At 70.2% G+C, this 12,014-nt stretch carries 11 protein-coding genes and 1 riboswitch; of the genes, 3 read left to right on the forward strand and 8 right to left on the reverse strand.

Annotation, left to right across the window (positions count from 1 at the left end):
* Positions 1 to 15: 15 nt before the first annotated feature.
* Positions 16 to 981, reverse strand: a complete 966-nt coding sequence (locus ACFQ9Z_RS20390) for a helix-turn-helix domain-containing protein (protein ID WP_383019598.1) — start codon at positions 979 to 981, stop codon at positions 16 to 18.
* A 92-nt stretch (positions 982 to 1,073) separates the two neighbouring features.
* Between ACFQ9Z_RS20390 and ACFQ9Z_RS20395 the strand changes: the two genes are divergently transcribed.
* The gene (locus ACFQ9Z_RS20395; protein WP_383019601.1) at positions 1,074 to 1,328 is read left to right on the forward strand and encodes a hypothetical protein; all 255 of its coding nucleotides are present in this window, start codon (positions 1,074 to 1,076) and stop codon (positions 1,326 to 1,328) included.
* On the opposite strand, the gene ACFQ9Z_RS20400 is transcribed toward ACFQ9Z_RS20395, so the two are convergent.
* The 6 genes from ACFQ9Z_RS20400 to nagB form a co-directional block, all read right to left on the reverse strand.
* Entirely contained in the window at positions 1,241 to 2,251 is a 1,011-nt protein-coding gene (locus ACFQ9Z_RS20400) for a ribonucleotide-diphosphate reductase subunit beta (RefSeq protein ID WP_383019604.1), read from the reverse strand. The genes ACFQ9Z_RS20395 and ACFQ9Z_RS20400 overlap by 88 nt on opposite strands.
* Before the next feature lie 56 nt (positions 2,252 to 2,307).
* The gene (locus tag ACFQ9Z_RS20405) at positions 2,308 to 4,698 is read right to left on the reverse strand and encodes a ribonucleoside-diphosphate reductase subunit alpha (RefSeq protein ID WP_383019610.1); all 2,391 of its coding nucleotides are present in this window, start codon (positions 4,696 to 4,698) and stop codon (positions 2,308 to 2,310) included.
* Positions 4,699 to 4,822: 124 nt separating this feature from the next.
* Positions 4,823 to 4,955, reverse strand: a riboswitch (cobalamin riboswitch).
* Positions 4,956 to 5,095: 140 nt separating this feature from the next.
* Positions 5,096 to 6,724, reverse strand: a complete 1,629-nt coding sequence (gene mctP / locus ACFQ9Z_RS20410) for a monocarboxylate uptake permease MctP (protein WP_383019615.1) — start codon at positions 6,722 to 6,724, stop codon at positions 5,096 to 5,098.
* A complete protein-coding gene (locus ACFQ9Z_RS20415; RefSeq protein ID WP_383019620.1) occupies positions 6,721 to 6,984 on the reverse strand; it encodes a DUF3311 domain-containing protein in 264 nt (87 codons plus the stop codon). The genes mctP and ACFQ9Z_RS20415 overlap by 4 nt, the downstream gene beginning before the upstream one ends.
* Before the next feature lie 137 nt (positions 6,985 to 7,121).
* Positions 7,122 to 7,886, reverse strand: coding sequence for a GntR family transcriptional regulator (locus ACFQ9Z_RS20420; RefSeq protein ID WP_383019624.1), 765 nt, complete (start codon positions 7,884 to 7,886; stop codon positions 7,122 to 7,124).
* A gap of 199 nt (positions 7,887 to 8,085) precedes the next feature.
* Positions 8,086 to 8,871 carry a glucosamine-6-phosphate deaminase gene (nagB, locus tag ACFQ9Z_RS20425; RefSeq protein ID WP_383019628.1) on the reverse strand — a complete coding sequence of 262 codons (786 nt, stop codon included), beginning with the start codon at positions 8,869 to 8,871 and terminating at the stop codon, positions 8,086 to 8,088.
* A 189-nt stretch (positions 8,872 to 9,060) separates the two neighbouring features.
* Here nagB and ACFQ9Z_RS20430 point away from each other — a divergent pair, with 189 nt between their 5' ends.
* Both ACFQ9Z_RS20430 and ACFQ9Z_RS20435 read left to right on the forward strand, forming a co-directional pair.
* A complete protein-coding gene (locus ACFQ9Z_RS20430; RefSeq protein WP_383019632.1) occupies positions 9,061 to 9,690 on the forward strand; it encodes a TetR/AcrR family transcriptional regulator in 630 nt (209 codons plus the stop codon).
* A gap of 344 nt (positions 9,691 to 10,034) precedes the next feature.
* Positions 10,035 to 11,501, forward strand: a complete 1,467-nt coding sequence (locus tag ACFQ9Z_RS20435) for a sensor histidine kinase (protein WP_383019636.1) — start codon at positions 10,035 to 10,037, stop codon at positions 11,499 to 11,501.
* A 164-nt stretch (positions 11,502 to 11,665) separates the two neighbouring features.
* Here ACFQ9Z_RS20435 and ACFQ9Z_RS20440 read toward each other — a convergent pair whose 3' ends face one another.
* Positions 11,666 to 11,923, reverse strand: a complete 258-nt coding sequence (locus ACFQ9Z_RS20440) for a WhiB family transcriptional regulator (protein ID WP_003992873.1) — start codon at positions 11,921 to 11,923, stop codon at positions 11,666 to 11,668.
* Positions 11,924 to 12,014 lie beyond the last annotated feature (91 nt).

The raw sequence follows: 12,014 nt of genomic DNA on the forward strand, positions 1-12,014 counted from the left end.
CCGCTGCCGGCGCGCTCAGGCGGCCTCGGGGCCGCGGAACGCGCGCCGGTAGGCGTTCGGGGTCGTGCCGAGGGCACGGACGAACTGGTGGCGCAGCGCCGCCGCCGTACCGAAGCCGGTGCGGGAGGCGATGGCGTCCATGGTCTCGTCCGTGCCCTCCAGCAGTTCCTGCGCCAGCAGCACCCGCTGGCGCAGCAGCCAGCGGTAGGGGGTCGTGCCCGTCTCCTGCTGGAAGCGGCGGGCGAAGGTGCGCGGGGCCATGTGGGCGCGGGCGGCGAGCTGTTCCACGGTCACTTCCCGGTCCAGGTGCCCCTCCATCCACACCAGCACCTCGCCGACCGTGTCGCAGGGAGCCGCGGGCAGCGGCCGCTCGATGTACTGCGCCTGTCCGCCGTCCCGGTGCGGCGGCACCACCATCCGCCGGGCGATCTTCTTCGCGACCTCCGGGCCCTGCTCCTTGCGCACCAGGTGCAGACACGCGTCGATGCCGGCCGCGGTGCCGGCGGAGGTGATCACCGGGTCCTCGTCGACGTACAGGACGTCCGGCTCGATGAGCGCCCGGGGATTGCGCAGCGCCAGTTCCTCCGCCTGCCGCCAGTGCACACTGCACCGCCGGCCGTCGAGCAGTCCGGCGGCGCCGAGCACGAAGACGCCCGAGCACACGCTGAGCACCCGGGTGCCCCGCTCCACGGCCCGCACCAGGGCGTCGAGCAGGGCGGGCGGGTACTCCCGGGTGACGTAGTCGCTGCCGGCCGGCACCGCGATCAGGTCGGCCTCCTCCAGCCGCTCCAGACCGTACGGCGTCGACACGGTGAGCCCGCCGACGTGGGTGCTCAGCGCCGGTCCCTCCGCCGAGACCACGGCGAAGTCGTACACCGGCAGGCCCTCGTCACTGCGGTCGATGCCGAAGACCTCGCACACCACTCCCAGCTCGAAGGGATGCACACCGTCCAGCAGCACCGCCGCCACGTTCCTCAGCATGCTGCCAGTGTGCCCCGAACCTGGCAGTAAATCGAGGGTGTACGGCAGTCCTGCCACTGTCGGTAAGGAGCATCAGGCGCGACATTGGTGTCATGACCGGAAACCAGATCGAAGGCCTGATCGGAATGCTCGCCACGCTCGGCATCCTGGTCCTCCTGATCCTCCCGTCCGTGCTCGGCATCGCCCACGACAGGCGCGTCGACCGCCAGCTCAGGGAGGTTCAGGAGGCCCGGGACGCGACGAGCCGCAAGAAGGAGGCTCAGAAGTCCTCGTCCAGGTCGACCGTGCCCTCCACGGCCACCTGGTACGCCGACGGACGGCGCTCGAAGAAGTTCGTCAGCTCCTGAACGCCCTGCAGCTCCATGAAGGAGAACGGGTTCTCCGAGCCGTACACCGGAGCGAAGCCCAGGCGCGTCAGGCGCTGGTCGGCGACGCACTCCAGGTACTGCCGCATCGACTCGGTGTTCATCCCCGGGAGGCCGTCGCCGCACAGGTCGCGCGCGAACTGCAGCTCGGCCTCGACGGCCTCCCGCAGCATGTCCGTTACCTGCTCGCGCAGCTCGTCGTCGAAGAGGTCCGGCTCCTCCTTGCGGACGGTGTCGACCACGTCGAAGGCGAAGGACATGTGCATCGTCTCGTCGCGGAACACCCAGTTGGTGCCGGTGGCCAGGCCGTGCAGCAGGCCTCGGCTGCGGAACCAGTAGACGTAGGCGAAGGCGCCGTAGAAGAACAGGCCCTCGATGCACGCGGCGAAGCAGATGAGGTTCAGCAGGAAGCGGCGGCGGTCGGCCTTGGACTCCAGCCGGTCCAGCTTCTCCACCTCGTTGATCCACTTGAAGCAGAACCCGGCCTTCTCGCGGATGGAGGGGATGTTCTCCACCGCGGCGAACGCCGCCGCCCGGTCGTCCGGATCGGGCAGGTAGGTGTCCAGCAGCGTCAGGTAGAACTGGACGTGCACGGCCTCCTCGAAGAGCTGGCGGCTCAGGTAGAGCCGGGCCTCGGGGGAGTTGATGTGCTTGTAGAGGGTCAGCACCAGGTTGTTCGCGACGATCGAGTCGCCCGTCGCGAAGAAGGCGACCAGACGGCCGATCAGGTGCTGTTCGGCCGGGGACAGCTTCGCGAGGTCGGCGACGTCCGAGTGGAGGTCGACCTCCTCGACGGTCCAGGTGTTCTTGATGGCGTCCCGGTAGCGCTCGTAGAAGTCCGGGTAGCGCATCGGACGGAGAGTCAGCTCGAAGCCGGGGTCCAGCAGGTTGGTGTGACGAGTCATCGCAGTCGGCGCGGAGCGCCGTCCTCCAGGAGTGGTGGTCGGGTGGCGGGCGGGAGTTACTGGCAGGCCTCGCAGGACTCGGGGTTCTCGAGGGAGCAGGCGACCGCGTCGGGGGCGGCGGTCTGCTGGACGGGGACGGTGGCCTGGGGCCGCGCCTGTCCCTGGGCGGCGCGGGCGATCCGGGTCGCCGGGCGGGAACGCAGGTAGTACGTCGTCTTCAGACCCGACTTCCAGGCGTAGGCGTACATCGAGGAGAGCTTGCCGATGGTCGGCGTCTCCAGGAACAGGTTCAGCGACTGGGCCTGGTCGAGGAACGGGGTCCGGGCCGCGGCCATGTCGATCAGACCGCGCTGCGGGATCTCCCACGCCGTGCGGTAGAGGGCGCGTACGTCCGCCGGGATCCAGGCGAAGTCCTGCACCGAGCCGTTGGACTCGCGCAGCGCCTCGCGGGTACGGGCGTCCCACACGCCCAGCTCCTTCAGGTCCTTCACCAGGTACGAGTTGACCTGGAGGAACTCCCCGGACAGCGTCTCGCGCTTGAACAGGTTGGACACCTGCGGCTCGATGCACTCGTACACACCGGCGATGGACGCGATGGTCGCGGTGGGCGCGATGGCCAGGAGCAGCGAGTTGCGCATGCCGACCCGGGCGATCCGCTCCCGCAGCGCCGCCCAGCGCTCCGGCCAGGTGAACTCCACGCCGTAGTGGTCGGGGTGCAGCACGCCCTGGGCGGTGCGCGTCTTGCGCCAGGCCGGCAGCGGTCCGTTGCGCTCGGCGAGGTCGGCGGAGGCCTCGTACGCGGCGAGCATGATCCGCTCGGCGATCCGGGAGGACAGGGCCTTCGCCTCGGGGGAGTCGAAGGGCAGCCGCAGCTTGAAGAAGACGTCCTGCAGGCCCATCGCGCCCAGGCCCACCGGACGCCAGTTGGCGTTCGACCGGCCCGCCTGCTCGGTGGGGTAGAAGTTGATGTCCACCACGCGGTCGAGGAAGGTCACGGCCGTGCGGACGGTCTCGTCGAGCCGCTCCCAGTCGAGGTCGCCCGTCGCGGTGTCCACGAAGGCGCCGAGGCTGACCGAGCCCAGGTTGCAGACCGCGGTCTCGCCGTCGTCGGTGACCTCCAGGATCTCCGTGCACAGGTTGGAGGAGTGCACGACGTGCCCGGCGGTCGCCGTCTGGTTGGCGGTGCGGTTGGCGGCGTCCTTGAAGGTCATCCAGCCGTTGCCGGTCTGCGCGAGGGTGCGCATCATACGGCCGTACAGGTCCCGGGCCGGCATCGTCTTCTTCGCGAGCCCCGCGGCCTCCGCCGCGCGGTAGGCGGCGTCGAACTCCTCGCCCCACAGGTCCACCAGCTCCGGCACGTCCACCGGGGAGAACAGCGACCACTGCCCGTCGGCGTCGACCCGGCGCATGAACTCGTCCGGGATCCAGTGCGCCAGGTTCAGGTTGTGCGTACGGCGGGCGTCCTCACCGGTGTTGTCGCGCAGCTCCAGGAACTCCTCGATGTCGGAGTGCCACGTCTCCAGGTACACCGCCGCGGCGCCCTTGCGCCGGCCGCCCTGGTTCACCGCGGCCACCGAGGCGTCCAGCGTCTTCAGGAACGGCACGATGCCGTTGGAGTGCCCGTTGGTGCCGCGGATCAGCGAACCGCGGCTGCGGATGCGGGAGTACGACAGGCCGATGCCTCCGGCGTGCTTGGAGAGGCGCGCGACCTGGTGGTAGCGGTCGTAGATGGAGTCCAGCTCGTCCAGCGGGGAGTCGAGGAGGTAGCAGGACGACATCTGCGGGTGCCGGGTGCCGGAGTTGAACAGGGTGGGGGAGGAGGGCAGGTAGTCGAGCCGGCTCATCAGGCCGTACAGCGACGCGACCTCGTCCACGGAGCGGGCGCTGTCGTCCTCGGCCAGCCCGGCGGCGACGCGCAGCATGAAGTGCTGGGGCGTCTCGATCACCTTGCGGGTGATGGGGTGGCGGAGCAGGTAGCGGCTGTGCAGGGTGCGCAGGCCGAAGTAGCCGAAGCGGTCGTCGGCCGCCGGGTCGACCAGCGCGTCGAGCCGCTCGGCGTGCAGGCGCACGAACTCCGCGGTGCGGTCGGCGACGAGACCCTCCCGGTGACCCACGGCCACGGACCCGGTGAAGGAGGTGACGCCCTGCGAGGCGGCCTCGACGCGGATGGAGACGGTCAGCAGCCTGGCCGCCAGCCGGGAGTAGGCGGGGTCCTCGGAGATCAGGCCGGCGGCCGACTCCGTGGCCAGCTCGCGCAACTCCGCCTCGTCGGCCCGGGCCGACCGGCCGCGCAGCGCGGCGGCGGCGACCCGGCCGGGGTCGGCGTCGGGGAGGTCGGCGGTCAGCTCGGTCAGGGTCCGCAGCAGCGCGGCACCGGGACCGTCGGTCTCCACCGGGGCTCCGCTCGCCGGGGTGGCTGAAGCCGGGTCGGCTGGCGCGATGGTCACGTGGGGCTCTCCCTCGCTCGGCACGGGGCCTTGCGGAGGGCAGGGGGCAGCGCGGGCGCGCACGGCGCCGCGTCCACCGGCCCATTCCACGAGGCCCGGACGTCGATGAGCACCCGGACCGGACGGCCGGGCGCACGCTGCCGGCAGGTCCTCGGACTGAAACAGGCGTGCGGAGGCACGCGAGTACACCGTTGCGGGACAGTTCCGGATTCGCACCGGATTCCCCTGCGGCGACAGCGAGCATGAGCATACATCTAGTGCCAGGCTGCCGTGGCACCCCCACATGTTGTGGCTGTTGCGTGTTGCGGTGGCTCCGCAGCGTCAGATCGCATGACAGCGGGCCGCCGACGTCGGTGCTGTCGGCGGCCCGCTGCGGGGTGGTCGGTGACCGGTCGCGCTAGTGGGCGCTGCCCGCGGTGGCGGGCGGGAGTTCCACCTCGACCCCGGGATCGCCCGCGTCGGCCGTGTAGTCCTCCGGCCTGGTCTCGTCGAGGCCCTCGGGGGCCTTCACGGCCTTCAGGACGAAGGTGAGCACCACGGTGACCACGACGTTGAGCACGAACGCGGTGAGACCGATGTAGCCGATCTCCCCGATGCCCGGGATCTCCTTCGCGGAGCCGCCGAAGTGCGCCTGGGTGGGCGAGGCCACCCCGTAGGCGGCGAGCGTGCCGTACACCATGCCGACCGCCCAGCCGGCGAGCAGCGCCCAGCGGTGGAACCAGCGGGTGAACAGGCCGCCGACCAGGGCCGGGAAGGTCTGCAGGATCCAGATGCCGCCCAGGAGCTGGAAGTTGATGGCGACCGTTTTGTCCATCGTCAGCACGAAGACCAGCGCGCCCACCTTCACCAGCAGCGACACGATCTTGGAGACCCGGGTCTCCTCCTTGGCCGTCGCGTCCGGCTTGATGAAGTCCTTGTAGATGTTGCGGGTGAAGAGGTTCGCCGCCGCGATGGACATGATGGCCGCGGGCACCAGGGCGCCGATGCCGATCGCCGCGAAGGCCACGCCGGCGAACCAGTCCGGGAACATGTCCTCGAACAGCTGCGGGATCGCGAGCTGGCCGTTGGCGACCTTCACCCCGGCCGCGATCGCCATGAAGCCGAGCAGGGCCAGCAGGCCGAGCATCAGCGAGTACAGCGGCAGGATCGTGGTGTTGCGGCGGATCACCTCACGGCTCTTCGAGGACAGGGTCGCGGTGATCGAGTGCGGGTACATGAACAGGGCGAGCGCGGAGCCCAGCGCCAGGGTGGCGTACGTCCACTGGCCCGCCTCCGGCGGGGCCAGCGCGCCGCGCGGTTTGCCGGTGGCCGGGTTGACCTGGCTGAAGGCGTCGCCCGCCTTGGCGAAGACGTCGTCGAAGCCGCCCAGCTTGATCGGGATGTAGATGATCGCCACCGCGATGACGATGTAGATCAGCGCGTCCTTGACGAACGCGATGAGGGCGGGGGCGCGCAGGCCCGACGAGTAGGTGTACGCGGCCAGCACGCCGAAGGCGATGAGCAGCGGCAGGTCCTTCACGAACCAGTTGGTGTTCTCGCCGCCGCCGACGCCCATCACGTCCAGCACCGCCTGGATGCCCACGAGCTGGAGCGCGATGTACGGCATCGTCGCGAGGATCCCGGTGACCGCCACGGCCAGCGACAGGCCCTTGGAGCCGAACCTGCCGCGCACGAAGTCCGAGGTGGTGACGTAGCCGTGGCGGTGCGAGACCGACCACAGGCGGGGCAGGAAGGTGAAGATCAGAGGGTAGACCAGGATCGTGTACGGGACCGCGAAGAAACCGGCCGCGCCCGCCGCGTAGATCGCCGCCGGCACGGCGACGAAGGTGTATGCGGTGTACAGGTCGCCGCCGAGCAGGAACCAGGTGATCCAGGTGCCGAACGAGCGTCCGCCCAGGCCCCATTCGTCCAGGGAGTGCTCGTTGTCGGGCCTGCGCCAGCGTGCGGCCAGGAAGCCCATGACCGTGACGGCCAGGAAGAAGAAGATGAAGACGCCGAGCGCGACGCCGTTGACGCCGTCCTTCACTTCGCCGCACCCCCGTCCTGGACCCGGCGGGCGCGCTGGTCACGCTGCCACAGCTTGTAGGCCAGCATCGTGAGCGCGGTGGAGATCAGCACCCACAGCATCTGGTACCAGTAGAAGAACGGGATCCCGATGAACGCGGGGTCCGTCTTGGCGTACGAGCCGACCCACAGCATCGCCACGAACGGCGCGACGAGACACAGGCCGATGATGATGCGGACCGGTGTCACGACCGGTGGTCTCACTTCTTGCGCTTCGGACATGCCACGGCTCCGTCCCCTCACTGATCACCTGTGTAATGCGCAGGCAATCTAGGTGACGCCGTCGTGGCAGCGGAAGACCTCGTCCGCATATCGGCATATCGATTTCGCGTGCGGAGCGTGAAGGTTCCCGCCGCCGGTCAGTCCTGGGGGCGCTTGAGACGGGCGACGAACTTGTACCGGTCGCCGCGGTAGACGGATCTCACCCACTCCACCGGCTGACCTTCGCCGTCCAGGGAGTGACGGGAGAGCATCAGCATCGGCAGACCCACGTCGGTGCCGAGCAGACCCGCCTCGCGCGGGGTGGCCAGGGAGGTCTCGATGGTCTCCTCGGCCTCGGCGAGGTGGACGCCGTAGACCTCGGCGAGCGCGGTGTACAGGGACGTGTACTTCACCAGCGACCGCCTGAGCGCGGGGAAACGCTTGGCCGACAGATGGGTGGTCTCGATGGCCATGGGCTCGCCGTTGGCCATGCGCAGCCGCTCGATGCGCAGCACCCGGCCGCCTGCCGTTATGTCCAGCAGCTCGGCGAGCCGCTCGTCGGCGGTGATGTACCCGATGTCCAGCAGCTGCGAGGTGGGCTCCAGGCCCTGGGCGCGCATGTCCTCGGTGTAGGAGGTCAGTTGCAGCGCCTGCGACACCTTCGGCTTGGCGACGAACGTGCCCTTGCCCTGGATGCGCTCGAGCCGGCCCTCGACGACGAGTTCCTGCAGGGCCTGCCGGACGGTGGTGCGGGAGGTGTCGAACTCGGCCGCCAGCGTCCGCTCCGGCGGGACCGGCGTGCCCGGCGCCTGCGTCTCCGTCATGTCGAGCAGGTGCTTCTTCAAGCGGTAGTACTTGGGCACGCGCGCGGTACGGACGGTCGTGCCGGCCTCGTTCTCCGCACTGCTGACGTCGGTGCTCATGTTCTGCCTTCCCGGCTCCGGATGCCGAAAGCGGCCGACCGACCGTCGGCCACGGCTCACATCGTGGCACGGCTTCGTGTGTCAGGCTCCACCCGCACGCTCCGTGATCCCCTCTGTATACCGGGGTGCCCTCTGCTGGTCTAGTCCAGCGTCCCCGGCGTCCCGCCCGGCGTGCCGGGCCGGGCGGGCGGGACGTCTCTTATATGCCCTGCCAGTCGGGCTTGTTGGCGTAGGTGTGGCGGAAGTAGTCGGCCAGCTTGAGCTTGGCGGCGGCGGCCTCGTCGACGACCACCGTGGCGTGCGGGTGGAGCTGGAGCGCCGAGGCCGGGCAGACGGCCGCGACCGGGCCCTCGACGGTGGCGGCGACCGCGTCCGCCTTGCCCTCGCCGGTGGCGAGCAGCACCAGGTGGCGGGCCTCCAGGATGGTGCCGATGCCCTGGGTGATCACGTGGTGCGGGACCTGCTCGATGTCACCGTCGAAGAAGCGCGCGTTGTCGACGCGGGTCTGCTCGGTCAGCGTCTTGATGCGGGTGCGGGAGGCGAGCGAGGAGCAGGGCTCGTTGAACCCGATGTGCCCGTCCGTGCCGATCCCGAGGAGCTGCAGGTCCACCCCGCCGGCCCCGGCGAGCGCGCGGTCGTAGGCCTCGCAGGCCGCCTGGACGTCCTCGGCGGTGCCGTCCGGCCCCATGAAGGACTCCATCCCGATGCCGAGCGGCTCAAGCACTTCCCGGCGCAGCACCGAGCGGTAGGACTCGGGATGGTCGGCGGGCAGCCCCACGTACTCGTCGAGCTGGGCTACGCGCGCCCGGGAGGTGTCCACCGCGCCGGAGCGCCATTTGGAGGTCAGCGCCTGGTAGATGGGCAGCGGGGTGGAGCCGGTGGCCACACCGAGCAGCGCGTCGGGCTTGCGTCGCAGCAGCTCCGCCATGGCCTCGGCGATCAGCTCGCCGCCCGCCGCGGCGTCCGGGACGATGACAACTTCCACGCTGGGCCTGCCGTTCTCAAGAGGGCTTGATGTCTGGGAAATCCATGTGGTTTAGACCAATCTAACAGAATGCGGGGACCGGGGCAGGGGTGTGGACGCCCGATTCCCGAGCTTCTCTAACGAGCGCTACAGAAAGACCGTACTGCGCGGCGAGGTCATTTTTCTAGGGGTCGCTATAGAATGACCGTCATGGTGACCGGTCAGGAGACGAACGCGCAGGCCAGCCCGTCGAGATCCCGAGGGCGCCCGCGCTCCTTCGACCGGACGACCGCTCTGGAGAAGGCGCTGACGGCGTTCTGGCGGCACGGCTACGAGGCCACCTCGGTCTCCGACCTCACCCGGATCATGGGCATCGGCGCCCCGAGCCTCTACGCGGCCTTCGGCGACAAGCGGACCCTGTTCGAGGAGGTGGTCCGGGTCTACGCCGGCACCCACGGCGCCTTCGGCGACCGCGCCCTGGCCGAGGAGCCCACCGCCCGGGCCGCCGTGGAGCGCACGCTGCGCGAGGCCGCCGTCCGGTACACCGACCCGGATCACCCCTACGGCTGCCTGGTCGCGCACGCGGCCACCAACTGCACGACCCCCGAGGTCGAGCGGCTGCTGCGGGACCGGCGCGACGCGGCCCTGGCCGCCCTGGAGTCCCGGGTCCGGGCCGACGTGGCGGCCGGCCTGCTGCCCGCGGGCACCGACGCCGGGGCGCTCGCCCGGCATGCGACGGCGGTGCTCCACGGCATGTCCCAGCAGGCCCGGGACGGCGCGGCCCGGGCGGAACTTCAGGCGCTGGCCGAAATTGCCATGGCCATCTGGCCCCGTGGCTGACCCCGGCGGGCTAGGCTGCGTGGCATCGCGTGCCGTCTTGACTCATCTCCCCGCGCACATGGACAGCCCCTCGTGGTCTAGTCCACAATGCGTAAGGGGATCCCGTAGGGAAAAATGAACAGCTTCCGTCTTCCCCGCACAGGAAGGCGGACCGAGGACCCGGAGCTCTCTGCCCTGACTGCCCCGGATCCTCGGCCTTCGGCCGGCCGGGACCGCACACCCCGCGGCCGATGATGCTCCGGGCTGCGGTGCCGGAAGGGTTGAGGGTCCCTTCCAGGCGCCGCGGCCCGCGGGTGTTTTTCGGACACCCGCGCGGCCCCGGGTACGCTCGCAGGGTGCCCTCCATGAACGAACTCGTACGCCAGCACACGGCCCTCGACGACTCCGACCTCGAGTGGCTCCACCTGCTGGTCTCGGAGTGGCAGCTGCTCTCCGACCTCTCCTTCGCCGACCTGGTCCTGTGGGTCCCGACCAGTGACGGCACCCGGTACGTCTCGGTCGCCCAGATGCGCCCCAACACCGGCCCTACCTCGTACCAGGACGACATGGTCGGCCATCTCGTCCCCCGCGGCCGGCGGCCCATGCTGGACGCGGCGCTCGACGAGGGCCGGATCGTGCGCGAGGGCGACCCGGAGTGGCGCGAGGAGGTCCCCGTCCGGGTCGAGTCCATCCCCGTGCGGCGCGCCGGCCGGGTCCTCGGGGTCATCGCCCGCAACACGAACCTGCTCACCGTCCGCACCCCGAGCCGGCTCGAGCTGACCTATCTGCAGAGCGCCTCGGACCTGGCGCAGATGATCGCGGCCGGCTCGTTCCCCTTCCCCGACCAGCAGGTCGACATGGACGCCTCGCCGCGGGTCGGCGACGGACTGATCCGGCTGGACGCGGACGGCACGGTCCAGTACGCCTCGCCGAACGCCCTGTCCGCCTACCACCGGCTCGGCCTCGCCGCCGACCTGGTCGGTCACCACCTGGGGCGGACCACCGCCGAACTCGCGCCCACCCGGGGCCCGGTGGACGAGGCGCTCGCCAAGGTGGCGAGCGGCTGGGCGCCGCGGGAGTTCGAGATCGAGGCGAACGACGGGGTCATCCAGTTCCGGACCATTCCGCTCAAGCCCAAGGGCGCCCGCATCGGTTCGCTGGTGCTGTGCCGGGACGTGACCGAACTGCGCCGCCGAGAGCGGGAGTTGATAACCAAGGACGCGACCATCCGGGAGATCCACCACCGGGTGAAGAACAACCTGCAGACCGTCGCGGCCCTGCTCAGGCTGCAGGCCCGGCGTATCGGCTCCGAGCGCGGCCGGGAGGCTCTGGAGGAGGCCGTCCGCCGGGTCGGCTCGATCGCCATCGTGCACGAGACGCTCTCCCAGAACCTCGACGAGCGCGTGGAGTTCGACGAGATCGCCGACCGCGTGCTCGCGATGGTCGCCGAGATCTCACCGGGCAAGGTGACCGGCCGGCGCAGCGGGCGCTTCGGCATACTCGACGCCGAGGTCGCCACCCCGCTGTCGATGGTGCTCACCGAGGTGCTGCAGAACGCCCTGGAACACGGCTTCCGTGAGGGCGACACCGGCACGGTCGAGGTCTCCGCGGTCCGCGGCGGCACCACCAAGGAGGCCCGCCTGCTGGTCACCGTCCAGGACGACGGCGTCGGCCTGCCCGAGGGGTTCGACCCGCACCGCTCGGGCAACCTCGGCCTGCAGATCGTGCGGACGCTGGTGGAGGGCGAGTTGGGCGGCACCTTCGACATGGTCCCGGCGCCGGAGCGGGGGACCCGGGTGATCCTGGACATCCCGGTGCGCGCGCAGAAGTGAGCCCGCACGGCCCCGGACAGCATTGAGCCCCGGACCACATCGTGATCCGGGGCTGAAGCTCGAAGCTATGCGCATCGGGGGTACTGCGCGCTGCGGCTCGGGGGCGGGAGATGCGTACGCGGTGTACGCGCCGCCAAGCTCAGGCTGTCAGCAGGGGTGGGACGTCAGGCGGAGGCCTGACGGGCCCGGTTGCGGGCGGCGCGGCGCTTCATGGCGCGGCGCTCGTCCTCGCTGAGACCACCCCAGACGCCGGAGTCCTGACCGGACTCGAGCGCCCACTGCAGGCACTGCTCGATAACCGGGCAGCGACGGCAGACGGCCTTGGCTTCCTCGATCTGCAGCAGCGCAGGACCGGTGTTGCCGATGGGGAAGAAGAGCTCGGGGTCTTCCTCGCGGCAAACGGCGTTGTGACGCCAGTCCATGGCTGCTACCTCTCCTTGGTATTACGTGCAAGTTGCTTGTGAATGTGAACGCTTTCACGAATCCCTCAACAAGTGAAGGGCCGATCGCCGA

Source organism: Streptomyces sp. NPDC056580, assembly GCF_042793175.1.
Classification (GTDB): Bacteria; Actinomycetota; Actinomycetes; order Streptomycetales; family Streptomycetaceae; genus Streptomyces.

What these genes read in the sequence shown, in the direction of transcription:
- ACFQ9Z_RS20430 (WP_383019632.1), top strand. Translation starts at nt 9,061, where the DNA reads ATGGTGACCGGTCAGGAGACGAACGCGCAGGCCAGCCCGTCGAGATCC.
- ACFQ9Z_RS20395 (WP_383019601.1), top strand. Translation starts at nt 1,074, where the DNA reads ATGACCGGAAACCAGATCGAAGGCCTGATCGGAATGCTCGCCACGCTC.
- ACFQ9Z_RS20390 (WP_383019598.1), bottom strand. Translation starts at nt 981, where the DNA reads ATGCTGAGGAACGTGGCGGCGGTGCTGCTGGACGGTGTGCATCCCTTC.
- ACFQ9Z_RS20400 (WP_383019604.1), bottom strand. Translation starts at nt 2,251, where the DNA reads ATGACTCGTCACACCAACCTGCTGGACCCCGGCTTCGAGCTGACTCTC.
- ACFQ9Z_RS20435 (WP_383019636.1), top strand. Translation starts at nt 10,035, where the DNA reads ATGAACGAACTCGTACGCCAGCACACGGCCCTCGACGACTCCGACCTC.
- ACFQ9Z_RS20420 (WP_383019624.1), bottom strand. Translation starts at nt 7,886, where the DNA reads ATGAGCACCGACGTCAGCAGTGCGGAGAACGAGGCCGGCACGACCGTC.
- ACFQ9Z_RS20415 (WP_383019620.1), bottom strand. Translation starts at nt 6,984, where the DNA reads ATGTCCGAAGCGCAAGAAGTGAGACCACCGGTCGTGACACCGGTCCGC.
- ACFQ9Z_RS20440 (WP_003992873.1), bottom strand. Translation starts at nt 11,923, where the DNA reads ATGGACTGGCGTCACAACGCCGTTTGCCGCGAGGAAGACCCCGAGCTC.